Source organism: Pseudoalteromonas sp. SWN29 (genome assembly GCF_015864465.1).
In the GTDB taxonomy this organism is placed as follows: domain Bacteria; phylum Pseudomonadota; class Gammaproteobacteria; order Enterobacterales; family Alteromonadaceae; genus Pseudoalteromonas.
The window spans coordinates 14809-37912 of sequence record NZ_JADYXE010000008.1 but is presented as its reverse complement, the minus strand read 5'-3'; the positions used below and the strand labels follow the sequence as shown (position 1 = coordinate 37912).

Below are 23104 nucleotides of genomic sequence, written 5' to 3'. Positions count from 1 at the left end.
ATAAACAGCTAATTAGTTATGACGTATGAAGTCAAGATTTGACCCCTTTGATTTTTCGACACAGTAACTTATTTGAGTTTTGACGAATATAAACAGCTAATTAATTATGATGTATGAAGTCAAGATTTGACCCCTTTGGTTTCTTTGGTCCTTACAACAAACCTCCAATACCCACGCCCCCAATACCCCGTATTATATATTTTAAAACGTAGGTCGGATAAGCGAAGCACCATCCGACACAGTAACGTATTTAAGTTTCGGCAAATATAAAAAGCTAATTAGTTATGACGTATGAAGTCAAGATTTGACCCCTTTGATTTTTGATGTTGCATTCTAATTTGAATCAAATTATTATCGGGTAACTCTTTAGCGTTTAGGCGAATATTATCTGCCTTGTCTGGCGTTTCGCTAGACACAAATTTATTGAGCACATTTGGGCTGCGTTAGATATTTATCTACCGATCCTTCGTGCCTCAGGAGCGATAGATAAATATCTACCGCTTCCTCTGAGTAAAGAGTTACATAATGGGGCAGTAAGCCCCATTTTTATTATAAGGGAATAGGTTGAGTACTAAGTTTGAAAACACTTTAATTGAAACGTTTGAAAAACTTTCTACGGACAAGTTCAAAGTTAACTTAGAGAAGCATCATATTTTTGTATGTGGAGGTGCGGTAGATGTTACAGCTCAAATTCCTCTAAGCTTCAGGAACCATTTAATTTCATACTCAGCCTCTCAATACCCAGTTATACATGATGCAATAGTTCAAGCTGAAACTTTTAAAGATTATTTTAAAGAGAATGCATACCCCGACCTATTAGTGTTCGAAGAAGAAATAGCTAATTTAGCGTCTTTAGTTCTGATTTTTTTAGAAAGCCCTGGTTCTTTAGTTGAGTTAGGTATGTTTTGCACCAAACCCAATTTTTACAAAAAATTACTGATAGTTGCCCCGTCTTCAGAAGTTAGCGCTGAAGATTCGTTTATCTATTTAGGCCCTCTTGAAAATATCAGAAAGAAAGAACCTTCTGCTGTAGCTATATATCCATGGCCGATAGCTGAAAGAAACTACGAAACTGCTCATTTAGACGATTTATGTTTGTCAATTGAGGAAAAACTTTCTTCTTTGTCAAAAAATGTAGACTTTGATAAATGTAACTCAGGTCATGTAGCTTTGTTAATCGCAGAAATCATCAGAATTAGTTATCCAATTTTATTCAGTGAGATCGAATATGTTTTACTAGCTTTGGATTTAGAGATTAGACCTTCCGAAGTAATGAGGCACCTCTACTTACTTAACAAGCTAGAGATAATAGATTCCATTTCATACAGCTTATACAAATACTACTACCCTAACCAACCTCAAGACAGGGCAATTAACTTTGGTAAAATGAGAGGAGGTAATGGTTTCGATGATAAAAAAGTCAGAATTGGAATCCAGCAAGCATTTGTACTTTTTAATGATGATCAATCTAGAAAAAGACGAAATGCAATGAGGGAGATATTAGCGTTAAAAAGAGGGCAAGAGAAATGATTATTGAATATTTATCAGAATCATTACTTATTGCTGAGCACGATTTAACCAGTTTTGCTCTTACAGCTCCGCATCGCTATAAAGTCTATGAAATAGCAAAAAGAAACTCAAAAAAAACTCGAACAATTGCACATCCATCAAAAGAACTAAAGTTTATTCAAAGGAGTTTGGTGGAATTATTTGAAAAGAGTCTAGATATTCATAAAGCAGCCTTTGCTTATAAAAAAGGTTTTGGCATTAAAGATAATGCTAAAGCACATATAAATTCAAAGTATCTTTTAAAAATGGATTTCAAGAATTTTTTCCCAAGTATTACCCCATCACTTTTTTTTACTGTTGCTGAAAAGAAAGGAGTGGTATTTACAGCTGCAGATAGAGCCATTCTTACAGGGTTAGTTTTTTGGAAACCACAAGGACGCGATGACTTAATATTAAGTATAGGTGCACCCACATCGCCTATTGTGTCAAATTTTGTTATGAATTACTTTGACGAGGCTGTATTTGACCTTTGTATTAATAGAAAAATAACATATACAAGATACGCTGATGATATAACTTTTTCGACTAAACTTAAGGACAATCTCTTCGATTTGCCGAAAATAATTGAAACCATTCTAAATGAAACAGTTCAAGGTATTGAGGTCAATAGCGAAAAAACTATTTTTACGTCTAAAGCTCATAATCGGCATGTAACAGGCGTGACATTGACTAATGATAATCATATCTCGGTTGGCAGGGATAAGAAAAGATTAATTTCAGCAATGATCCATCAGTCAAAATTTAAGTCTTTAACGCCTGAAGATGCATCACATATACTAGGATTGATATCTTTTGCGATTCATATTGAGCCTGAGTTTCTAGACCGTATATTAAGAAAGTATGGGGCTGAGGTTTTAAACAATATAAAGGCTAAAGCTGGTGGTATTTAACTTTAATTGAAGCCAAAGGGGTCAAATATTGACTCCAGTCATCAAAATTATTGACTGCCTATTTATCCCTCGAGAATGCTTCACTTAACCAAAACATTTAATAACTAGCATAAAAAGCGTTGCCCTAGAGTAGTACCTTTTTGTATCTTTTTAATAGCTCAAAGGTTATTCAGCCGTCAAATAAGTTTGGGGCTACTTAATAGTGATCTTTAGCTTTAAACTTATGACTATAAAATCAATACTCACAAGGAAGAACACTTGCATATCCAAATTGCAAAACACATTAAACTAGCTCCTTTAGTGGAAAGCGATGCTGCGGATATTTTGAAGACTGTTAATTTAAGTCGTGCAAGTTTAGGTGAATTTTTGCCTTGGGTAGAAGAGGTAAACAATATTGAATCAGCTAAAAAGTACATACTCGACAGAGTAAACAGCGGGCTTAATGGTTCGCGGTGGTTTAAAATTTATTATAAAGACTTGAATCTGCCAGATAATTTCAGTGGTGTTTTTGCAGTTAAGTCTATTTGCCCTGATTTGAATATAGCGGAACTTGGTTACTGGTTAAGTAGTGTTGCACAAGGCAATGGTATTATCAGTCAAGTAATCGCAAAAGTGCCAAGCATACTCAAAAATACAAGTACTAAAGTAATTGAGTTTAGATGCTTAGAACAAAATGTAGCTAGTATTAAAATTGCTTTAAAATCAGGTGCAAGTTTAGTTAATACAATTCCAAACTTTGTATCGGTTGATAATACACTACAACAACTTAATATATACCAAGTGACTTTGTGAATAACCCCATATACCAAACTCTCCAGTAATAACTCGGTCTATTTAATTACTGTTTTTATCAATCTCTTTCCCACAATTATAACAATTGTTAGTGAAACCAAAGGGGTCAAATCTTGACTTCAAAAAACCAAAGGGGTCAAATCTTGACTTCATACATCAAAATTATTGAGTGCCTATTTATCTCTCCCTCGATCATGCTTTCACTTAACAAAAATTCTTAATAACTAGCATAAAAAAAGCGTTGCCCTGGAGCAACGCTTTTCTGTATTTTTAATCGCTGGTAGCTATCTTACTAAGCCGCTATCTTACTAAGCCACTAACTTATTCTGCAGCTAACTTATTCTGCTGCAAGATAATCCAAAACCACTTGATGATGATCTTTGGTTTTAAACTTATCAAATAGGTGTTTAATTTTACCGTCTTGGCCTACTAAAAACGTTAGGCGGTGAATACCATCGTACTCTTTACCCATAAACTTTTTGTAGCCCCATACGCCAAATGCTTCTGCAATGGCGTGGTCTTCATCGGCTAATAAATCAAAGTTAAGCTCTTTTTTAGTTTCGAAGTTTTTAAGGCGCTTAATTGGATCTGGGCTAATACCTACAACGCGGGTGTTAAATTTAGCAAGCTCAGCTTGTTGGTCGCGTAGGTTTTCGGCTTGTACAGTACAACCCGGCGTTGACGCTTTAGGGTAAAAGTACACAAGCACTTGTTGCTCTTTTAACAGCTCACTTAATGTTACTGTTTCGTCGTTTTGGTTTTGTAGGCTAAAAGCGGGTGCAGTATCGCCTGCTTGTAATGGACTAATTGTGTTCATGTTTAGCATCCTTAACGAATTCGTTTAAAAATATAATCTACGTTTAGCGTATGAGAAAGGCTCTCAAAACTAATTTTAAATTGATCTATATCTACATCAACAGGTATGTTGAATTCAAGTTCACAACGCATTTTAATGTTGTCTTCTTGAGAATAAGTGTCTGACTTAAGTGAGCAAATACTAATATTATTGTCGGCAAAAAAGCGCGTTACTTTGCTCAGTGTACCGGGAGTGTCTATGCCTGTGTATTCAAGCGTGTAACCTGCACAAAACTCGCTAGGAGTATGGCTTGCTGTGCGCTTCATCATGGTAAGTAGGCCAAGTTCCATGGCTTTAGTAGGTAGTACGTGCTCTATGCGGCTTATTGCAGACATATCGCCGCTGAGTAACATTATAAAGGTAAACTCGCAGCCTAAAATTGCAATGCGGCTGTCAATAATGTTGCAGTGGCAATCGCTAACCAGTTGGGTTAGTTCGCTTACAATACCGGGTCTGTCTTCGCCAATCGCTGTTAAAACAATTTGATGATTTGAAAATACAGTCATGAGTTCAAATACCTTGTTACTTGGATTATATCAACCGAGTTGGCAACACCGAAAATACACACGAGAGGTTGCACGGCGGCGAAGTTTAACACAAAAAGGGCTCTAAACTACAGCACACGCTAATTAAGCGCTTTTAAAGTGCGGTGTTTCTTGTTTTTACTGGCACGGGAAAGTACCATAGCTAAAATTTGCTTATTTGCGCTTAGTTTTATCGCTAAGTTGAAGTACTGAACTTTATTGCATTTAGGCAGCCAAATAATAAATGTAAAGTTAATATTGATTTTACACTGAACCAAATCGGCATTACCCACTCATATATTTGTTAAAACAATTAAAGGGTTTGCTAAGGAGAAATATCTGTGCAGTATTGGATCCCAAAAGCACTTGCAGTAAGTGTATTGGTAAGTTTATCAGGATGTAGTGTATTTACTAATCAAGCACATAATGAGCGTAATTATCGTACGCATGAGCCTGTAAAAGCACCAGCGTCGTTATCTCAACCAGCTCAAGATCCAGTTTATAAAATGGATGTAGGTCAATACGACAATAATCCTGAAGCTACAAATTACCGCCCACCGGCACAAGTATTAACAATAGCTAAAGGCAGTTGGGTAGAAGAAGCAGATAAACAAGCGCGTATTTATTTTGATAAAAACGATGGCATTGCTGATTTAGATGAGTTTCTTTGGGATACAATTCAATCGGTACTTGCTGATAATAACGCAGCTACAATTAAAGAAGATAAGCTTTTAGGTACAATTGAAACCGATTGGTACTCAATCATCAAAACAGAAGAAGGTTTTTGGTGGTGGGGCGATGAAGTAAACGATGACTTAGAAAAGTTTAGATTCACTATTGAAGAAAAATCACACCAGCGTACTGCGTCTTTACGTGTAGAGCTGATAGATTTTAAAGGCGATAAAACGCTAACTGATTTGTTAAAGCAGCAGTTAGAAGTGCGTGCGCTTAACCAAGTAGTGAGCGAGTTTGATTACCGTTACCGTCAACTTGAAGTTGATATGCGTAAACGCCAAGGTATTATTTCTCTTGAAATGGGCTTTGATAACAAAGGTAATGCAGCACTTGTAACTGAGCAATCTTACGAAGCTGTGTTTGACCGTTTCTCTGGATTTTTAGAGCGTTTGTCGTTCACTATTGTTGAAATTAACCCAGATACAGGCTTAATTACTGCTGATTATACTAAACCTGAAAGTAGTGTATGGGATTCAATTTGGGGTGATGAGGTAGCTCAACTACCGATTGATGAAGGCCAATACCAAATTTTAGTAAGTAAAACTAAAGAAGGCGGTACTAGCTTAACGTGGATGGATGACAAAGGCGAAACGCTTGAACCAGGTACTATGAATGGTTTACAACAAGCATTAGAAGCAGCACTTATCCAGCGCGGCATTAAAATTTAAATAATAATAAGTTTTACCACAAAAAGAGCGCTAAGCTCTTTTTGTGGTTTTTATAGGTTAAAAAATATGTCCCAGCTACCTCATCGTTCACATTATACGTGGCGCACTTGGTTTACTTTTTTGGTTCCTTCGTTAATTGGTGTGTTTTTATTTATGACACCCATAACTACTTCTGTAGAGATGAAAACAGCTCTGTCTGAAACACTCAGCAGTATTTTCTTTAAAGAAATAGTTATTGATATTTCTGCAGGAATGACCATTCCTATTGCCGTTATGGCAAAAATTGTACAAGGGGTTATGGCTGAATCAATACAAACCTTTATTACTGTAATTATTTGTATTACTGGTGTTGTTTCTGTTGTTACTAAAGCCTTTAAGCCTGCAGTTATTTGCCAGTCACCTTTATTAAAGCATTTGTTTGATGTGAGCTGGGTATGGTTAATTGTGCGCTTATTTGGTATGGCATTTGGTTTAATGACGTACTTAGGCATGGGCAGCGAGATGATTACCTCAGCCAATACTGGCGCGCTGGTATTAAATGACTTACTACCTGTGCTGTTTTCGGTATTTATTTTAGCGGGCTTATTACTGCCGCTATTAATAAACTTTGGTCTACTAGAGCTTGCTGGTACGTTAATGACTAAAGTCATGCGCCCTATATTTGGCGTACCGGGTAGAAGTGCGGTTGACTGTACTGCATCGTGGTTAGGCGATGGTAGTGTAGGTATTTTGATGACTGCAAAGCAGTACGATCAAAAACACTATACACAACGTGAAGCGGCTATTATTGGTACTACGTTTTCAGCGGTTTCAATTACCTTTAGTTTAGTGGTGTTAGGACAAGTTAAACTTGAATACCTATTTGCTCCGTTTTACGCAACGGTATGTTTAGCCGGTATTGTTGCCGCTATTATTGTGCCGCGATTACCACCACTTCGCTTTAAAAAAGATTTACTAATTGATGGCACTGAACCAGATAGAGACGCTGAGACAATTCCGGGTCATAAAACCTTATTTAGCCATTCGTTAGATGTTGCATTAGCTAAAGCTGATAACTCAACAGGTGTTAAAGGCACTATAAAAGAGGGCGTACACAACGCGCTTGATATGGTATTTGGTGTATTGCCTGTGGTTATGGCGGTAGGTACATTTGCACTTATTATTGCTGAGCATACGCCTATATTTGAGTATTTAGGTATGCCGTTTGTGCCATTTTTAGAGTTATTGCAAATCCCAGAAGCGGCAGCCGCGTCACAAACTATTATGGTTGGTTTTGCTGATATGTTTATTCCATCAATATTAGCAGCCGGTACTATTGAAAGTGATATAACGCGCTTTATTATTGCCGCAATGAGTGTAACTCAGCTTATTTATATGTCTGAGGTGGGCGCACTTTTACTTGGCAGTAAAATACCAGTAAATATTTTAGAGTTATTTATTATATTTATTTTGCGAACGCTAATTACTTTACCTGTTATTGCGCTGATGGCGCATTGGTTAGTAGGCTAGGTTTAGCACGTATTAAAAAGCCCTGATTAATCAGGGCTTTTTTGTGTCTGCTGTATTTTTTATATTGGCCTCTAGCTTTTTAAACTCTGTTTTTGCAGAGAGTCTAATCAGCGCAATATTACCAATAATAATGGCAAAAACAACGGCGACAATTATTACAATATGCCAGGTTTGCATCGCAGTATCACTTAATCTTTAGTACTTTAAGTGTGACCGTTTTACGCTGTAACAGCAATTAAATAACTCAAAATATAATCAATAACTTTAAACACAATCAATAACCTTAAAAACGTCTAGCTACCGAAAGCGTTAAAAAGTTAAGCCCTGGGTTTGGCTCTTTAAAGCCCGCGTTTGAATAGTGAATTACTCTAAGGGCAACGTTAGTGTGGCCAAAGTCGGCAACAAGGCCAATGCGGTCTTCAAACTGGTAGTGAGTGCTTATGTTTTTACCGGCGAACTGCGTTTCATCAATCAGTGATACACCAATCCCTGCTTCTACATAAAATGGGGTATTGTTAAAACTGAAGGCAGGAAATTGCAGCACAGGTGACATAGCAAGTACTAGGTTTGATTGTGTTTCATCGCCGTGGCGGTATTCCCACATATTTACGCTGGTTTCAAAGTAAAAACGTGCATCGCCAATAAGGTTTTGCATACTCGGCGCATGATACTGATACGCAAGCTTAACGCCATTTACGTTGCCTTCGCCTTTAAGAAAATCAACAGCATAACCGTGATTCGATTGAGCAAAAGCAAGTTTTCCAAAAAGTGAAACTACTAATACTAAAGAGATAAAAAGTGTTTTAAGTGACGTTTTCATAGGTGCCAATTGTTTGTTTAGTTCAAAGTGATAACTAAATGATAAGGGCGACCTGTTAACAATTACAATGAGGACAAAATGCCGGTTGTATATAGGCTGTTAATGGAGGTTTGTAACTACTTGAATTTTCTTTTCTTATTCAATTGGTGCAATTTGGGCATTAATAAATTGCTTATTTGTGCCTTTTTTATTGCGTATAGAACGGGTAAATTACAACCATCTTAATCACACAGACATATACAATTATGAAACTCTTTAAACTATTCGTTTTAGCCACTGCTTTTTTTAGTAGTTCGTTATTTGCACAAGCTCAGCAATCGCCTGATCAGTTATTAGAATCAGTAGCCGACAAACTTTTTGCAGACATTGGTCAAGTAAACTCAAAAGGGACAGCTAGCAAAGATGCGATGGCTGCCATTGTTGAAAAACGTTTAATGCCACATATTGATGTTAAGTTTGTGTCGTTTAAATTATTAGGTAAACACATTAAAGGTATTGAGCGCGAGCAAGCTGTTCAATTTATAGATGCAGTAGAGCATTACTTAACAGGCACATACGCTGGTGCACTAATGAAGTACACAGGTCAAAAAGTTGTATTTGAGCGTAACAACGCAAAAAGCGACTCTGAGTACGCAACAGTTAACACGCAAATTATTGAGCCAAATGCGCCTACAATCGACTTAAGCTTTAAGCTTCGTTTAGGTAAAAACGATGAGTGGAAAGTATACGATATTGTTGCCGAAGGTATTTCACTATTAAGTGCTAAGCAAAAAGAGATTATTCAACGCATTTCTGAAGTGGGTTTAGAGCAAGTTATTAGCGAATTAAAAAGTAAATAGACTATTTGTCTGGCTCTGATTAAGCCCAACTCCAACCTCAAAAACGGCCAAGTACTTATGTACTTGGCCGTTTTTATATTCTTGTCTACTGTAATCCTAAAGGATTGTTGTTATTGCGCAATTTTGCGCTAGCAGCAAAACAAAGGTGTGCTAGAATATCGGCACTTTGATTAAGCGTGGTGTCAGCTAAAAACTGATATAACTTACCACCCCCCAAGCCACACTGGAGTTGTGTTGTTTTAATGGAAAATGTACTGATTTGGCCAAAGGAATACCCATTACTTATTAAAGGACTGGTAGAACAAAACGGTGCCTTTATTTTAGATGCTTTGGAAGCTTGGCCTGCTTGTCGTTCTACAAATGAAGACGATGGTGTATGCACCACCGTGTTGCCACCTATTTATTATTTGGCATGGCTAACCCCGTTAGAGCCATTTGAAGAATGTTACTTTCAACATATCTCTGAATATGACGAAGACGCACAAGCGTATATTAGTGCGGTTAAAAGCCATTACTACGATAATGAATACACCCCTGAAAGCTTAGTGCTTATGTTGTGCCAGCGTCTTGAAAAATACGCAAGTGTGGCTGCGCAAAACACCCTAGATACGCCACTGTCTTTAGTTGATTTGTTTTTTAGTAAACGCTACTTCACGCTAATTGAGCATGCGTTAAATAATAACAGTAAGCTTTCGGCAAAGGATACATTAGCGCTTTGGAAAGAAGTTGATTTTAGAGAGCGTTTAAGTGCGTTTATTCCAGAGTCTATTGCCGATTTAGAAATGCTCAGTGAGCTTGCCAGCGAAAAAGTAGCAGCAGGTAAAGACTACTTCACGTTGCTTACACAGGTTTCTCCTGACGTTGACTCTGTTGTGCTGCTAGAAAAAGCATTATTAACGCACCTACGTAAAAAAACAGCCAAGCAAACAATGGCAATGCGTTTTATTGAGCAAGGCGCTACCGGTGTACTTACTGATGAAAACAATAAAACAGCCTTTATGTGGGCCGCCGAAAAAGGCTTTGTAAATGTGGTTGAAACGCTACTTGCAAAGCAAGACAAAAAAGCGGTTGATAATTTAGGTAATACAGCACTTCATTATGCTGTATTTGCTAAAAATGAATCACTTATGGTACTGCTAATTAAAGCCGGATACGACTTTCGAGCGCGCAATAAAGAAGGTTTAAGCTGTTACCGTTTAGCGGTAAGTATAAAAGCCAATAACTTAGTTAAATGCTTAGAACGTGACTTTGGTATTAAAGAGCTTTCGCCAGAAGGGCAGTTTGATCGCATTAAAAAAGTACATGTGCTGCACGCTATCGTCACTATACTGCTGCCTTTACAGTTGTTCTTCTTTTTTGATGAAACACTCTCTATTAAAAGTGAGCTGACGCTGGGTTTAACTATGGCGGCGGTGATTTGTTTTTTCTTTGCAACCACTTTAAAACGTTGCGCGTTATATCCGCATATTAAACACCCTTGGGGTTTATTTGTGCTTAGAGGCTTTTCGTTTATTAGCTTAGTGGCTCAAATAGGGTTGGCGAGCATTGTGGTGCTAGCAGCTTTGAGTGATTTGGTTTAGTCACTTTTAAAAAGTTAATAAAAAACGCGCTTAAAGTAATTTAAGCGCGTTTTTTGTTTATATCGTTTATGGATAGCCTAATCGGTTTAGGTAAGAGGCTATTTACCGTGCTCATTTGCTGCTTTTTCTTCAGCAAGTTCTTCTTTAAGTTTACGGATTTTTAAACCCTGCTCTTGTCCGCGATGCCTTGCATAATACGTACAGCCAATAAACATTGAAGAGGCAAATACAAGCTCTAGCAGTACCCATATAAGCTCATCAGGAGCAGCCCAAAGCATAGTAAGCCCGTGAATAAAATACAGCATTACAATAAAGTTAGCCCACGCATAAGTGTAAGTATAATCTTTAATTATGCCTCTTAGCGGCAGCAATAACGGAATAATAGGTACAAATAAAGACACTAAACTCGCATTACCATTTAAAGGTGGTACAAAATACATCCACAATGGAATAAGAATAAGTAAACCTACATAGCCAAAGAGTGCGGCACGCTGAAATTTTACTGTAATTGGCTTTTTAGCTGGGTTGTCAGCGGTATTCATTTAAGTTTTCTCGCAATGTGAGTAAGGCGTTTACCAACGCTTTGGCATATTTTAATTTCGTCTTTGCTAAGCTGTGCACTATTAGCGCTGCCAGCTACGTGTGTTGCACCGTATGGTGTTCCACCTGTTTGTGTTGCAAGTAGTTCGGGTACATCGTACGGTACGCCCAGTAGCATCATACCGTGGTGTAATAATGGCAGAGATAAGTTAAGTAAGGTTGCTTCATTACCACCATGCATACTGCTTGATGACGAAAATACACAGGCTGGCTTATCTATTAATTGGCCTTTTAGCCATAATTCGCTGGTGGTTTCCCAAAATGCTTTTGCTTGGGAGGCCATCATGCCAAATCGGGTTGGCGTACCAAATGCTAAACCATCACAATTTATTAAATCATCTTTGGTTATTACAATGTCGTGCGGATTTTTAGCTACAAAAGTACGCAGCAGGGCAGTTGCGCCTTGTTGCTCAATTGATTCTGCTATTTCGTGAGCCATTGCTTCAACTGAGCCATGGCTTGAGTGGTAAAGTACCACAATGGTTTCGCTCATTATAAAACGCTTAGTACGTTTTCAGGCGGACGACCAATAGCTGCTTTATTGTTATTAACAACAATAGGGCGTTCAATTAGCTTTGGATTTTGTACCATGGCGTCTATTAATGCTGACTCACTGCTTTCATCTTTCAAATTAAGTTCTTTGTAAGCATCTTCTTTAGTGCGCATTAGTTCGCGTACTGATGAAAAACCAAGCTGACTTACAAGCATTGAAATTTGCTCGCGAGTAAGAGGCGTTTTTAAATACTCTACAATATTTGGCTCTACCGCTTTACTTTGCAGTAGCGCTAGCGTTTCGCGCGATTTAGAGCAGCGAGGGTTGTGGTAAATAGTAACAGACATAAAATGATTCCAAAGTGTGAATTGCGTCTATTTTAGGGTAAGCGCTTGCAGACTTAAAGCCTCGCTAGCTCTTTTTGTAAAAGTCGATACTGAGTAAGCAGTGCTTTTAAACGCTGTTGTTTTACAAGTTCTGTTGATTCTACGAAATTAAGCGCTTTTTGGATTTCATCAGCGGCTTTTAAGTAAGCACCATATTGCGCTAATACATCAGCGTTAGCTTCGTGGTAAGAGGCTAATTTATCTTGTTTTTTATACGCGTCAGCAAGGAGTTGTTTACCTAAGTTGTGATCTGGCTTTTCAAGCAAAAAACTCTTTAAAATGTTTTCGGCAAGTTCGTACTGCTCAGCTTCAAGTGCAGCGTTGGCGTAGTTAAGTGTAATCACCTGATTATTAGGACGATACTGATTTAAATCCGCTAAAAATTTAACGGCTTCATCTGCCTTTTTTTGTGCGATGAGTAAATCGGTATGAGTGTCTATATAGAATAGGTTTTTAGGATCGTTTTTTAAAAGCTCATCTAACATTGGCGCTGCTTCATCAAGCTTTTTTTGATCAAGCAAACTAATAGCTAAACCGTATTTTAATGCTGTATTGTTGTAGGTGTTTTCGCGAAGGAGCTTTCTAAATAGGTCTTCCGCTTTTTCTGGTTTGTTGTAATAACGTGCCAGTACGCGACTTTTTGCTAAACTAAACTCAAGGCTCGCGTTTATATGGCGTTGAGGATACTGCTCTGCCCGCAAGCGTACGTCTGATACACGGCTCTCTGGTAATGGGTGAGTAAGCAAAAACGCAGGTGGCTTGTATTTATAGCGAATTTGCGCTGCAAGTTTAGTTAAAAATTCGCTCGATGCACGTGCATCAAAACCCGCATTATTAAGTGTTTGCATACCTATACGGTCGGCTTCTTGCTCGGCTGAGCGGCTATGCGTTAACTGACTAAAAGCTGATTGTGTTTGGCTCGCTGATATAATGGCAATGCCGGCGTCGGGTGCAACAACGGTTGCGAGTATACCGGCAATCATACCTGCAATGGTCAGCGCGCTGTTATCTTGTTGTTGTTGAATTCTACGTGCTAAGTGGCGCTGTGTTACGTGAGCAATTTCGTGGCCAAGTACCGAGGCAAACTGACTCTCGTTATCGGCTTGTGCTATTAACCCTGTGTGCACACCTACATGGCCACCGTAAAAGGCGAAGGCGTTTATTTCTGAGTTGTTTATCCAAAAAAACGAAAACGGAAAGCGCACATCGTTAGCATTAGCCACCAATTTACGGCCAATAGTGGTCAGGTATTCATCCAATACAGGGTCGTTTATAACGGGCGATGAGCCGCGTATTTGCATCATCATTACTTCGCCAATAGCTTTTTCTTTTTCAAGTGGCAGCGCTTGTAATGCAGATGTTCCTAAATCAGGAAGAGTAAAGTTAGTTTGCGCTTTTAAAGGTTCGCTTACTAATAAGCTAAACGTAAGCGCGGCACTGCATAAAGTGATAAATGCTGATTTTAGCTGCATTTTATTCCTTGTTAATTGGTTCGCCAATTGCAATTTTGGCTATGTCTATTTCGTCACTGCTTGCACGGCTGTCTTTTTCGCACAATTGGTATAGTTCTTTTATTGTGACTCCATCAAGCTTTACAACGTTCAATTCTCGCTGCAAAAAAGTAATAATTTTATGTACTACTTTATGTGCATGTAAAATAATGGCTTTATCTGCTTTGTCGCCTCGTTCAAAATAAAAGCCAATAAACTTATGTAATTGATTTATTCTGATTAGGTTTTTCATTGAATGCGGATCCCACACTCTAAATTCCATAAAGCGATTATCTTTTACGTATTGGTCAACAATAACATCTTTAGCATAAGGCTGTGCCCATAACTCAAAGCCTCTGTCGGTAAATACCTGGTGCAGCGCTATACGTGGCTTATGTTTAGTGTGTATTACACCAAAGCTGTCTTCATGGCCTTCTAATAAATCTAAGTTCCAATTGCGTTTATCTATAAGTTGTTTAACTGCATTATCGAATCCATGATCTAAAATTCCTTCTGATTCGCTTATTGATGAGGCAACAAGATGATAAAAAGGAGGAAGTTCGCCCCAATTAATTTGCTTTTTAAACCAATTAATCTCTTTGAGTGTTGGATTACTTGGTAGTTGCGCTTTATTATGCGTTCCAGGCATTAACTTATCCTTACTGCTAGTTATGCTATAAGGATAAACTATTGCAGGTATTGTTTTAACAAAAAGTTACTACGGTTTGGGTATATAAGTATATTGACCGACAATATGCGACTTATTATTCATTTACTATACGGATAAAGTAGTTATGGTGGAGCGCGATTTAAAAGAGTTTGAGTGTCCTCAGCAATTTGTGCAGTTTAAACTTGCGCTACGAAATGCACAGTCATCAAAACATCGCATCACCTTTAGTCTTAATAAAGGTGAAAGTGCGAACGATATTGAACGTTTTTTGCAAAAAAATGCTTATAGTTACAATTTTGATAAACAACGTGGGTTGTTATTAGTGGAGCCATTACATGTTTGAATACGTAAAAACATGGTACGAAAGGAAGTTCTCGGATCCTCATTCGTCTACCTTATTATTTTTATTATTGGCCTCAGTGGCCTTACTTTACTTTTTTGGCTCGTTAATTGTTCCTGTGCTTGTGGCATTAGTTATTGCCTATTTACTTGATTGGCCGGTTGTTCATTTAGAGCGTTTTGGTTTAAAACGTTTTAGTGCAACGATTATTGTAATGTTGATATTTATTAGCATTATGCTCACCCTTATTTTGGTTATTGGCCCCGTACTTTGGAAGCAAACCAGTAACTTAGTGCAAGAAACCCCGCATATGTTAGAGCAGGGGAAGTCTTATTTAATCGCTTTACCTGAGCAATACCCAAGTTTAATTAGTATTGAGCAAGTACAGGCAATTGTGGCAACAGTAGAGGCTAAAATAATCGAGTTTGGTCAGGCTGTACTGTCGTTTTCACTAACCTCTTTAAAAGATGTTGTTGCATGGCTTATTTACTTAGTGCTTGTGCCGTTGCTGGTGTTTTTTATGCTTAAAGACAAGCTTGAGTTAACGGGCAGTATCGCTAAACTGATCCCACAGCAACGACGCTTGATTTTGCAAGTGTGGCACGAGATGAATCAGCAAATAATGAATTACATTCGCGGTAAAGTGTTTGAAATTTTGATTGTTGGTGGTGTGTCGTTTATAGCCTTTACGGTTTTAGATTTACGTTACGCTGCGTTACTTGGCGTGCTTGTGGGCTTGTCGGTGTTAATTCCATTTATTGGTGCGGCACTGGTAACTATTCCGGTAGCGGCAGTTGCGCTGTTTCAATTTGGATTAGAAACCCAGTTTTGGACCATTTTAATTATTTACGGAATTATTCAGGCGCTTGATGGCAACGTACTTGTGCCACTGTTGTTTTCTGAGGCGGTTGATTTAAATCCGGTGTTTATAATTGTCGCTGTATTATTTTTTGGTGGCTTATGGGGATTTTGGGGCGTATTTTTTGCCATCCCGTTGGCTTCATTAGTAAAAGCGCTTATAACAGCGTGGTCGTCTACGCATGAAGAGTTGAGTAAAGAAACTACTGAGTAATAGCGTAAACAGATTTTTAGTATAAAAAAGAATAGTAAACGCATCTCTAGTGCTAATTGATTATTACTCATTACCTGTAAATTTATGTACCATTGGTAATAAGATATATTTTTTAGTAATAAGGTGCGTTTTTTAATGTCTGAGTTTTTATTGCACGATGAGCCAGTAAAACAAGTTTACCTTGATGCAAACGCAACGACCCCTGTGTTGCCTTGTATAGCTGATGTTGTTTCTCATACCATGCAAATATGTTTTGGTAATCCTTCAAGCCCGCACATCACAGGCATTCAAGCCAAGCATTTATTAGAACAAACACGCAAAAAAGCACACACGGTTATTGGCGCAACTACTGGCGATATTTTATTTACCTCTGGCGCAACAGAAGGTATTCAAACTGCGGTGGTTTCTACGCTAATAGAGGCTAAAAAACACCCGATTAAAAACCCCGTATTATTATATGGCGCTACTGAGCACAAAGCGGTGCCAAACACACTTAAGCACTGGAATAGCGTACTTAACGTTAATGCTGAGGTACTTGCTATTCCAGTTGATAGCAACGGTATTTTAGATTTAGATTTTATAGCACAGCATATAGATAACGCATTGATGATTTGCACCATGGCCGTTAATAACGAAACCGGTGTGTATCAAGATTTACCCGCTATAGAGCAGGTAATTCGTAGCCGTAATAAAAATGTATCGTGGATGGTTGATTGCGTGCAGGCGCTGGGTAAACAAACCCTCGCACTAAGTGACACTACAATAGATTACGCCCCTTTTTCGGGACATAAGCTTTATGCACCTAAAGGTATTGGCTTTTTATATATTCGTAGTGGCAGCGCGTACACGCCTTTTATAGCGGGTGGCGGTCAAGAAAGTGGTATGCGCTCAGGCACCGAAAACCTACCCGGTATTGCAGGGTTAAATAAGCTATTTAGTATGTTGCTTGATAAGTCAGACGATACATTTAAACCAATTAGCGTACTTAATGCTTACCGAAGCCAGTTACAAAGCGCGATAAAAGATACCTTTGGCGATATTACATTTAATCATGATTTTGCTTATAGCGTGCCAACCACACTTAACTTTGCTGTTAACGATTTAACGAGCAAAGAAGTGATTGATTTATTTGACGCTGCGGGCATTCGCGTAAGTGGTGGCTCGGCTTGTAGTACAGGCGCATCAACAAGTTTTGTTTTAGATGCAATGGGGGCAAGTAAGTGGCAAAGCGAAAACGCGATTAGGCTATCGTTTGGGCCAGCGGCAACACAGCACGATATAGATGATGCTTGTGGGCGTATTCGCGCATTAAAAGCAATTTTGCAAGCAAACTGTTTAATTGTGTCTGACAGCACTACACCACAACAAGAAGTGTGCGCGCTTGGTTTAACTCAATTTAGGCACCAAGGGGCATGTAGTTGGCTTTATGTAAGCGATGATAAACACGCAGTTATAATAGACCCTATTATTGAGCTTATTCCGCGTTTTGAAAAAATAGCAAATACACAAAACTTAACTATTTCAGCGGTGCTTAATACTCATCTACATCAAGAGCGAGAGTCTGCGACTAATTTGCTTACCAGTGTTCTTGCATCGCGTGTTGTAACAGGCGAGGTTGATTCGTTAGGTTGGCCATTAAATGCAGTAGATATTGGTTTAGGAAATGACGTACTTGAAAAAGTAGCGACATCTGGGCACAGCAAAGATAGCGTAAGTTATTTATTAAAAAACAGTAATGGTGAAACGCGTTACTGTTTTTGTGGTGATTTAATATTGCCTGCAGGACTTGGTAATACATCGCTTATAGGTGGGGATGCAAAAGCAATGGCACGCTCTATTTTAGCAATGAGCGAGCAACTTAATAACAGCAGTATTATTTGCTCAGGGCATGACTACCAGCAATGTTTTGCCATGAACTGGGCTGTACAACAAAGCCAAACGCCATTACTCAACGCGCTAGTGAACGGTAGTATTTCAGTTGATGAATTTGCAGTACAAAAACAGCAGCACGATGCCTCAAAAAAAGTAAATAACACGCAGCTGTGTGGTTATGTAAATGCGTTACCTGAGGTTGATACACAGCAACTAAATTTTGATGACGCTAAAGTAATGTTAAACACCAGCGATACATATTTAATAGATACTCGGGAGCCGTATGAGCATGGAGCAAATAATGTTGCTCAGTTATTTAATACGCTAGATGAAAAAACATTAAATATACCACTTAGCAGAATGGCAAATGCGGTATTTGAAGGGCAGTTAAATAAAGATAATAAATATATTTTATTATGCCGTAGTGGTAACCGCTCAAAAATTGCTGCAACTAACTTAATGCAACTAGGATATAAAACCGTTTATAACCTAAATGGCGGTTTAGCGCTTAGTAATTAAACAACGTTTGTAATTTATACAAAATCGGCTTTAGGGCCGATTTTTTTGTTTTTAAGGTTTATTTGCTCGCAAGGTAAACAAGCCCTAGGGCCTGTTGACCTTTCAGGATTAAAATTTGTTCAATCTAGGGGCTATTTACTCGCGGCGTGAGGTTTGTAACCTAGTGGGCTAAGTAAAAACCGAGTAACAAAGAGTAAATTGCCCCTAGGCAGAACCCTTCGGGCAGCGCATGTTTGGCATTTATTCCACGTTATCGCCTATTTATGGGGAATAACCAAACTACATAGGCTCTGCCTTGCCTAAATGCCAAACACACTGCTGCAAATTTAACTTCGAAAGATAAACAGGCCCTAATAATTAATGAATAACTATAAAAAGTAATTATTGTGCTTATAAAAATTCATTAATATTTCATTTTGATTGATTAAGCTATCCCGTTGCCTTTAAAATTGCGGGTAAATTAATTTATAAAATTTTTATGATACCGGTGTCAAAAGCTAAAAATTGCGTTATCATCTGCATCTAAAATTATAAAAACAGCACTTTTTTTGCATTTTTAGTTATACTATTTGCGCTTTAATTTAGTGTAAAAAAGCAATGTTAATATTTTCGCTTTTATAAAAAATATTTTTGAATCAATAGATTGAAAGAATTAGAGGGTATATCCATGTCTAACCGAACGCAACTAGCAAGTTGGCAAGCACTAGAACAAAGTGCAGCTAAGATGAAACAAACACATCTAAAAACGTTATTTGCACAAGATGACACGCGCTTTTCTCAGTTTTCGACTCAAATACCAGGCGTATTATTCGACTATTCTAAGCAACTTATTGATAACGATGTTTTTGCTAACTTAATGTCGCTTGCTAAAGAATGCGATATTGCATCGTGGCGCGATAAAATGTTTAGCGGTGAAAAAATAAATATCACTGAAAATCGCTCAGTTTTGCATACGGCACTGCGTAATCGCGCTCATACTCCATTAATTGTTGATGGCGAGAACGTAACGCAAGCAGTAGATAACGAATTAGCTAAAATTAAAGTGTTTGTTGAAAAAGTTCGCAGTGGTAAATGGTTAGGCTATACCGGTAAAACGGTAAAAGATGTTGTAAGTATTGGTGTAGGTGGTTCTAACCTTGGCCCACAAATGGCAACCGAGGCGTTAAAAGCACTTGCTGATGATACGTTAAATGTTCATTACGTATCTAATGCTGACGGCGTACAAATTTCGTCTATATTAAAAGCCATTGACCCTGAAACAACATTATTTGTTATTTCGTCAAAAACATTTACGACGTCAGAAACCATGACAAACGCTAAAACAGCGGTTGATTGGTTTTTACAAACAACAAAAGATGAAAGTGCAATCGCTAAACATTTTGTTGCAGTAAGTACAAATTTAGAAAAAACGGCAGCCTTTGGTATAGCTGATGAAAACGTATTCACTATGTGGGATTGGGTTGGCGGTCGCTTTTCACTTTGGAGTGCGATAGGCTTACCAATTGCTTTATATTTAGGCTATGACGCCTTTGAAGCCATTTTAGAAGGCGCGTTTGAAATAGACGAGCACTTTAAATCTGCGCCGTTTGAACAAAATATACCATTAATTATGGCGTTGCTTAGTGTATGGAATACGAGCTTTTTGGGCTACACAGCCCAAGCTATATTACCGTACGACCAAGCACTGCATATGTTGCCTGCTTATTTACAGCAAGGCGAAATGGAAAGTAACGGTAAACACGTTAACTTTGCAGGCGAAACAGTACCTTATACGACTGTTCCTATTATTTGGGGCATGACGGGTATTAATGGTCAGCACGCGTTTTATCAGTGTTTACACCAAGGTAATGTAATTGTACCTGCTGATTTTATTGCATCAGTTAAACCACAAGTGAATGTTGATAAGCATCACGATATTTTATTATCAAACTTCTTTGCACAAACAGAAGCGATGATGAGTGGTATGAATGCAGAGCAGGTTACCGCTGATTTAACCGCTAAGGGTAAATCGCAAGCAGAAATTGATGAGCTATTAAATCATAAAATTCATCAAGGCAATCGTCCTACAACATCTATGCTATTAGATACAGTAGATGCTAAAACAGTGGGTCGTTTAATTGCACTGTATGAGCATAAGATATTTTGCCAAGGCATTATTTTAGAAATATGTTCGTTTGACCAATGGGGTGTAGAGCTTGGTAAAGGTTTAGCATCTAAAATTGAAAGTGAACTCACTGATGAAAGCGTTAAACACGCTCATGATAGTTCGACAAACGGCTTAATGGCGTATTACAAGCAAAACCGTACGCAATAAAAAATTCGCTTACGCAAGTAAGTAAACCGAGTACCTTTGAACGGGTAGCGCTGGAGTGCTTAGGGTCTGTATTTTTGTGAGAGGAGATACAGGGCCCCTAAGGCTCATTTAATAAGCGCAATGATAAAAAATAACAATAAATCATCGATACAGAACAATTCAGCAGGCTTTTATTTAAGTACAGTTATAAAAGCCATCTAATCTAGCAATAAATAGGCATACCCGCGCATTTGTAAAATGTACTGGGTATCACAACGTAGAGAGTAACTATGCTTAATCCTTTTGATATTATAATTTTTGGGGGCGGTGGTGATCTTGCGTTACGCAAATTGCTACCTGCAATGTACAGAGCATATCAAGAAGGTAACTTACCTGAAGGCTCACGTATTCTACCAACAGTGCGCGAAGAATCTAAACGTGCTGAATACATAGAAACAGCGCATAAAGCATTACAAGAATTTTTAAGCAAAGGCGAGTTTAACGCTAAAGATTGGAAAGCGTTTTCTACTTTTTTAGTGCCAGTGGTAAGTAATGTTACAGAAGCAGATGACAATTGGGATGTGCTAAAAGGCACTTTAGATGAGCACGAAAATACTAAGTCTCGTGTGTTTTATTTATCTCTTCCGCCTGCTGTATACGGCACATGTTGTGAGATATTATCAACTAAAGGTTTAATTACCCCTACATCACGTGTTGTTGTTGAAAAGCCAATTGGTTATTGCGGTGATTCTGCTGAAGCAATTAATGGAAAAATTGCAGAGTTTTTTAATGAAGAGCAAATTTTCCGTATTGACCATTACTTAGGTAAAGAAACAGTACAAAACTTAATGGCGCTACGTTTTTCAAACTCATTGTTTGAAAATATGTGGGATGCTAAATCTATCGATAACATTCAAATTAGCTTATCAGAAACGGTTGGCCTTGAAAGCCGTGCGGGTTTTTACGATAAAGCCGGTGCACTTCGTGACATGGTTCAAAACCACTTATTACAACTACTTTGTTTAGTTGCAATGGAGTCGCCTAATAAGCTTAACGCTAACAGTATTCGTAACGAAAAATTAAAAGTATTAGAAGCACTTCGCCCACTAGTAGGTGGTGATGTTGATGAAAATATTGTGCGTGGTCAATACGTACCTGGTGACTTAAACGGTAAAATTGTACCGGGTTACTTAGAAGAGCTAAACGAAGGGTCTAGTAAAACAGAAACGTTTGTAGCTATTCGTGCACATATTGATAACTGGCGTTGGGCAGGTGTTCCATTTTACCTTCGTACTGGTAAACGTATGGCTAAGCGCTGTGCAGAAATTGTGGTTGAATACAAAAAAGTATCTCACAATATCTACGAAGATAACGTGGGTAACATTGAGCCAAATCGTCTTGTTATTCGCTTGCAGCCGGAGGAGACCATTCAATTAACGCTTATGTCTAAGCGTCTTGATAACCTTCAAATGCAACTTGAACCCGTAACAATGAACATTGAGCTTTCGCAAGCTTACAGCAACGGTTTTCACTCAGATGCGTACAAGCGTTTAATGCTTGATGCTGCTGCTAATAACCCATCGTTATTTATTCACCGTGATGAAGTTCGTCAAGCGTGGAAATGGATTGATCCAATTATTGATAGATGGCAAGACAAAGGCAAACCTGCGCTTTATCGTGCTGGTAGCTGGGGTCCGGATGATGCTGATGAACTATTGGCAGAAAAGAGCCACGTATGGTTTAACACAGGCGATAAGGTATAAGCATGGCAACGATAGTTGAAAAGTTTTTTGACGATAAAGACGCGCTAACCGCTGAGCTTTCTGCAACGCTTGAGCAATCACTACGTGATGGTATTAAAAACGATGGCCGTGCTGTATTAATGGTATCGGGCGGCTCGTCTCCTGCGCCTGCGTATAAGCATTTATCAACTCTTGATTTAGATTGGCAGCATATTGATGTTGCTATGGTTGATGAGCGCTGGGTAGAGCCAAGCCATGAAAAAAGTAATGAAGCATTTATTAAAAGCACGTTATTACAAAACTATGGTAGTGCTGCAAACTTCATAACCATGAAAAATGATGCTGCAACTGCGCAGCAAGGCAGTGAAGTGTGTGAAGCCGCTTACAGTGCGTTAAAAGCGCCATACGATGTAACTATTCTAGGCATGGGCCCAGATGGCCATACTGCGTCGTTATTCCCGCATGCGGAAGGTTTAGAGTACGGTTTAACAACTGCGCAAACAGTATGTGCAATTAATGCGATACAAAGTGATGTGACGGGTAGTATTACTGAGCGAATGACCTTAACGCTAAATGCCATTTCGCAATCTAAAGTGGTTAAGCTTTTAATTAGTGGTGAAGAAAAACTCGCTGTTTATAAGCAAGCAAAAGCGGGAGGCGATGTTAATGACATGCCACTACGTGCTGTACTTAACCACCCAAGTATAAATATTGAAGTATATTGGGCGCCTTAATTTAGGTGCTAATTTAACTTTTAAAGGCCGCTTATATAAGTGGCCTTTTTTATTTGCTCAAATTTAAGCCTAAACACGGCAAAAAACAGTCCTGAACTGTTAACCAATGTT

The 23104-nt window shown here is 38.4% G+C and carries 22 protein-coding genes; 13 read left to right on the top strand and 9 right to left on the bottom strand.

Annotation, left to right across the window (positions count from 1 at the left end):
• Positions 1-564: 564 nt before the first annotated feature.
• The 3 genes from I6F53_RS04590 to I6F53_RS04580 all read left to right on the top strand — a co-directional run bounded on the left by I6F53_RS04590 (position 565) and on the right by I6F53_RS04580 (position 3251).
• Entirely contained in the window at positions 565-1530 is a 966-nt protein-coding gene (locus I6F53_RS04590) for a retron St85 family effector protein (RefSeq protein ID WP_197238649.1), read from the top strand.
• Positions 1527-2459 (top strand): retron St85 family RNA-directed DNA polymerase, encoded by a 933-nt coding sequence (locus I6F53_RS04585; RefSeq protein ID WP_197238647.1) that lies wholly within the window; start codon positions 1527-1529, stop codon positions 2457-2459. The genes I6F53_RS04590 and I6F53_RS04585 overlap by 4 nt, the downstream gene beginning before the upstream one ends.
• 258 nt (positions 2460-2717) lie before the next feature.
• Positions 2718-3251, top strand: coding sequence for a GNAT family N-acetyltransferase (locus I6F53_RS04580; RefSeq protein ID WP_197238646.1), 534 nt, complete (start codon positions 2718-2720; stop codon positions 3249-3251).
• Positions 3252-3588: 337 nt separating this feature from the next.
• Here I6F53_RS04580 and bcp read toward each other — a convergent pair whose 3' ends face one another.
• Both bcp and I6F53_RS04570 read right to left on the bottom strand, forming a co-directional pair.
• Complete coding sequence (gene bcp / locus I6F53_RS04575; protein WP_007375925.1) at positions 3589-4068, bottom strand: thioredoxin-dependent thiol peroxidase; 480 nt, start codon at positions 4066-4068, stop codon at positions 3589-3591.
• Between the two features lie 11 nt (positions 4069-4079).
• The gene (locus I6F53_RS04570) at positions 4080-4613 is read right to left on the bottom strand and encodes a glycine cleavage system protein R (protein ID WP_197238645.1); all 534 of its coding nucleotides are present in this window, start codon (positions 4611-4613) and stop codon (positions 4080-4082) included.
• A 359-nt stretch (positions 4614-4972) separates the two neighbouring features.
• Here I6F53_RS04570 and bamC point away from each other — a divergent pair, with 359 nt between their 5' ends.
• Positions 4973-6034, top strand: a complete 1062-nt coding sequence (bamC, locus tag I6F53_RS04565) for an outer membrane protein assembly factor BamC (protein WP_197238644.1) — start codon at positions 4973-4975, stop codon at positions 6032-6034.
• A gap of 66 nt (positions 6035-6100) precedes the next feature.
• Positions 6101-7543: a YjiH family protein gene (locus tag I6F53_RS04560; protein ID WP_197238643.1), complete on the top strand. Its 1443-nt coding sequence runs from the start codon at positions 6101-6103 to the stop codon at positions 7541-7543.
• 30 nt (positions 7544-7573) lie between these two features.
• Here the strand turns inward: I6F53_RS04560 and I6F53_RS04555 are convergent, their stop codons facing one another.
• Together I6F53_RS04555 and I6F53_RS04550 are read right to left on the bottom strand one after the other, a co-directional pair.
• Positions 7574-7720 carry a DUF2897 family protein gene (locus tag I6F53_RS04555; protein ID WP_197238642.1) on the bottom strand — a complete coding sequence of 49 codons (147 nt, stop codon included), beginning with the start codon at positions 7718-7720 and terminating at the stop codon, positions 7574-7576.
• Between the two features lie 106 nt (positions 7721-7826).
• A complete protein-coding gene (locus tag I6F53_RS04550; protein WP_197181587.1) occupies positions 7827-8363 on the bottom strand; it encodes an acyloxyacyl hydrolase in 537 nt (178 codons plus the stop codon).
• A 245-nt stretch (positions 8364-8608) separates the two neighbouring features.
• Between I6F53_RS04550 and I6F53_RS04545 the strand changes: the two genes are divergently transcribed.
• Both I6F53_RS04545 and I6F53_RS04540 read left to right on the top strand, forming a co-directional pair.
• The gene (locus I6F53_RS04545) at positions 8609-9202 is read left to right on the top strand and encodes an MlaC/ttg2D family ABC transporter substrate-binding protein (protein WP_166421845.1); all 594 of its coding nucleotides are present in this window, start codon (positions 8609-8611) and stop codon (positions 9200-9202) included.
• Between the two features lie 242 nt (positions 9203-9444).
• Positions 9445-10782: an ankyrin repeat domain-containing protein gene (locus I6F53_RS04540; RefSeq protein ID WP_197238641.1), complete on the top strand. Its 1338-nt coding sequence runs from the start codon at positions 9445-9447 to the stop codon at positions 10780-10782.
• A gap of 98 nt (positions 10783-10880) precedes the next feature.
• Here I6F53_RS04540 and I6F53_RS04535 read toward each other — a convergent pair whose 3' ends face one another.
• The 5 genes from I6F53_RS04535 to I6F53_RS04515 are packed head-to-tail and all read right to left on the bottom strand — an operon-like array spanning position 10881 to position 14400.
• Positions 10881-11324 (bottom strand): DUF2069 domain-containing protein, encoded by a 444-nt coding sequence (locus I6F53_RS04535; protein WP_197238640.1) that lies wholly within the window; start codon positions 11322-11324, stop codon positions 10881-10883.
• Complete coding sequence (wrbA, locus tag I6F53_RS04530; RefSeq protein ID WP_197238639.1) at positions 11321-11875, bottom strand: NAD(P)H:quinone oxidoreductase; 555 nt, start codon at positions 11873-11875, stop codon at positions 11321-11323. Before wrbA ends, I6F53_RS04535 begins: the two co-directional genes overlap by 4 nt.
• Positions 11875-12222, bottom strand: coding sequence for an arsenate reductase (glutaredoxin) (arsC, locus tag I6F53_RS04525; protein ID WP_197238638.1), 348 nt, complete (start codon positions 12220-12222; stop codon positions 11875-11877). Before arsC ends, wrbA begins: the two co-directional genes overlap by 1 nt.
• 53 nt (positions 12223-12275) lie before the next feature.
• Positions 12276-13733 (bottom strand): M48 family metalloprotease, encoded by a 1458-nt coding sequence (locus I6F53_RS04520; RefSeq protein ID WP_197118895.1) that lies wholly within the window; start codon positions 13731-13733, stop codon positions 12276-12278.
• A 1-nt stretch (position 13734) separates the two neighbouring features.
• Positions 13735-14400 carry a hypothetical protein gene (locus tag I6F53_RS04515; protein WP_165728201.1) on the bottom strand — a complete coding sequence of 222 codons (666 nt, stop codon included), beginning with the start codon at positions 14398-14400 and terminating at the stop codon, positions 13735-13737.
• Between the two features lie 145 nt (positions 14401-14545).
• Between I6F53_RS04515 and I6F53_RS04510 the strand changes: the two genes are divergently transcribed.
• The 6 genes from I6F53_RS04510 (at position 14546) to pgl (ending at position 22993) form a co-directional block, all read left to right on the top strand.
• Positions 14546-14764 (top strand): hypothetical protein, encoded by a 219-nt coding sequence (locus I6F53_RS04510; RefSeq protein WP_197238637.1) that lies wholly within the window; start codon positions 14546-14548, stop codon positions 14762-14764.
• Complete coding sequence (locus tag I6F53_RS04505; RefSeq protein WP_197208773.1) at positions 14757-15833, top strand: AI-2E family transporter; 1077 nt, start codon at positions 14757-14759, stop codon at positions 15831-15833. Before I6F53_RS04510 ends, I6F53_RS04505 begins: the two co-directional genes overlap by 8 nt.
• Before the next feature lie 135 nt (positions 15834-15968).
• Positions 15969-18224 (top strand): aminotransferase class V-fold PLP-dependent enzyme, encoded by a 2256-nt coding sequence (locus I6F53_RS04500; RefSeq protein ID WP_197238635.1) that lies wholly within the window; start codon positions 15969-15971, stop codon positions 18222-18224.
• 667 nt (positions 18225-18891) lie between these two features.
• Complete coding sequence (gene pgi / locus I6F53_RS04495) at positions 18892-20538, top strand: glucose-6-phosphate isomerase (RefSeq protein ID WP_197238634.1); 1647 nt, start codon at positions 18892-18894, stop codon at positions 20536-20538.
• 269 nt (positions 20539-20807) lie between these two features.
• The gene (zwf, locus tag I6F53_RS04490; protein ID WP_197238633.1) at positions 20808-22280 is read left to right on the top strand and encodes a glucose-6-phosphate dehydrogenase; all 1473 of its coding nucleotides are present in this window, start codon (positions 20808-20810) and stop codon (positions 22278-22280) included.
• 2 nt (positions 22281-22282) lie between these two features.
• Complete coding sequence (pgl, locus tag I6F53_RS04485) at positions 22283-22993, top strand: 6-phosphogluconolactonase (RefSeq protein WP_197238632.1); 711 nt, start codon at positions 22283-22285, stop codon at positions 22991-22993.
• Positions 22994-23104: the final 111 nt, after the last annotated feature.

Coding starts and splice junctions, on each gene's coding strand:
- I6F53_RS04585 (WP_197238647.1), top strand. CDS start 1,527: ATGATTATTGAATATTTATCAGAATCATTACTTATTGCTGAGCACGAT.
- bcp (WP_007375925.1), bottom strand. CDS start 4,068: ATGAACACAATTAGTCCATTACAAGCAGGCGATACTGCACCCGCTTTT.
- I6F53_RS04570 (WP_197238645.1), bottom strand. CDS start 4,613: ATGACTGTATTTTCAAATCATCAAATTGTTTTAACAGCGATTGGCGAA.
- I6F53_RS04560 (WP_197238643.1), top strand. CDS start 6,101: ATGTCCCAGCTACCTCATCGTTCACATTATACGTGGCGCACTTGGTTT.
- I6F53_RS04555 (WP_197238642.1), bottom strand. CDS start 7,720: ATGCAAACCTGGCATATTGTAATAATTGTCGCCGTTGTTTTTGCCATT.
- I6F53_RS04550 (WP_197181587.1), bottom strand. CDS start 8,363: ATGAAAACGTCACTTAAAACACTTTTTATCTCTTTAGTATTAGTAGTT.
- I6F53_RS04545 (WP_166421845.1), top strand. CDS start 8,609: ATGAAACTCTTTAAACTATTCGTTTTAGCCACTGCTTTTTTTAGTAGT.
- I6F53_RS04540 (WP_197238641.1), top strand. CDS start 9,445: ATGGAAAATGTACTGATTTGGCCAAAGGAATACCCATTACTTATTAAA.
- I6F53_RS04535 (WP_197238640.1), bottom strand. CDS start 11,324: ATGAATACCGCTGACAACCCAGCTAAAAAGCCAATTACAGTAAAATTT.
- wrbA (WP_197238639.1), bottom strand. CDS start 11,875: ATGAGCGAAACCATTGTGGTACTTTACCACTCAAGCCATGGCTCAGTT.
- arsC (WP_197238638.1), bottom strand. CDS start 12,222: ATGTCTGTTACTATTTACCACAACCCTCGCTGCTCTAAATCGCGCGAA.
- I6F53_RS04520 (WP_197118895.1), bottom strand. CDS start 13,733: ATGCAGCTAAAATCAGCATTTATCACTTTATGCAGTGCCGCGCTTACG.
- I6F53_RS04515 (WP_165728201.1), bottom strand. CDS start 14,400: ATGCCTGGAACGCATAATAAAGCGCAACTACCAAGTAATCCAACACTC.
- I6F53_RS04510 (WP_197238637.1), top strand. CDS start 14,546: ATGGTGGAGCGCGATTTAAAAGAGTTTGAGTGTCCTCAGCAATTTGTG.
- I6F53_RS04505 (WP_197208773.1), top strand. CDS start 14,757: ATGTTTGAATACGTAAAAACATGGTACGAAAGGAAGTTCTCGGATCCT.
- I6F53_RS04500 (WP_197238635.1), top strand. CDS start 15,969: ATGTCTGAGTTTTTATTGCACGATGAGCCAGTAAAACAAGTTTACCTT.
- pgi (WP_197238634.1), top strand. CDS start 18,892: ATGTCTAACCGAACGCAACTAGCAAGTTGGCAAGCACTAGAACAAAGT.
- zwf (WP_197238633.1), top strand. CDS start 20,808: ATGCTTAATCCTTTTGATATTATAATTTTTGGGGGCGGTGGTGATCTT.
- pgl (WP_197238632.1), top strand. CDS start 22,283: ATGGCAACGATAGTTGAAAAGTTTTTTGACGATAAAGACGCGCTAACC.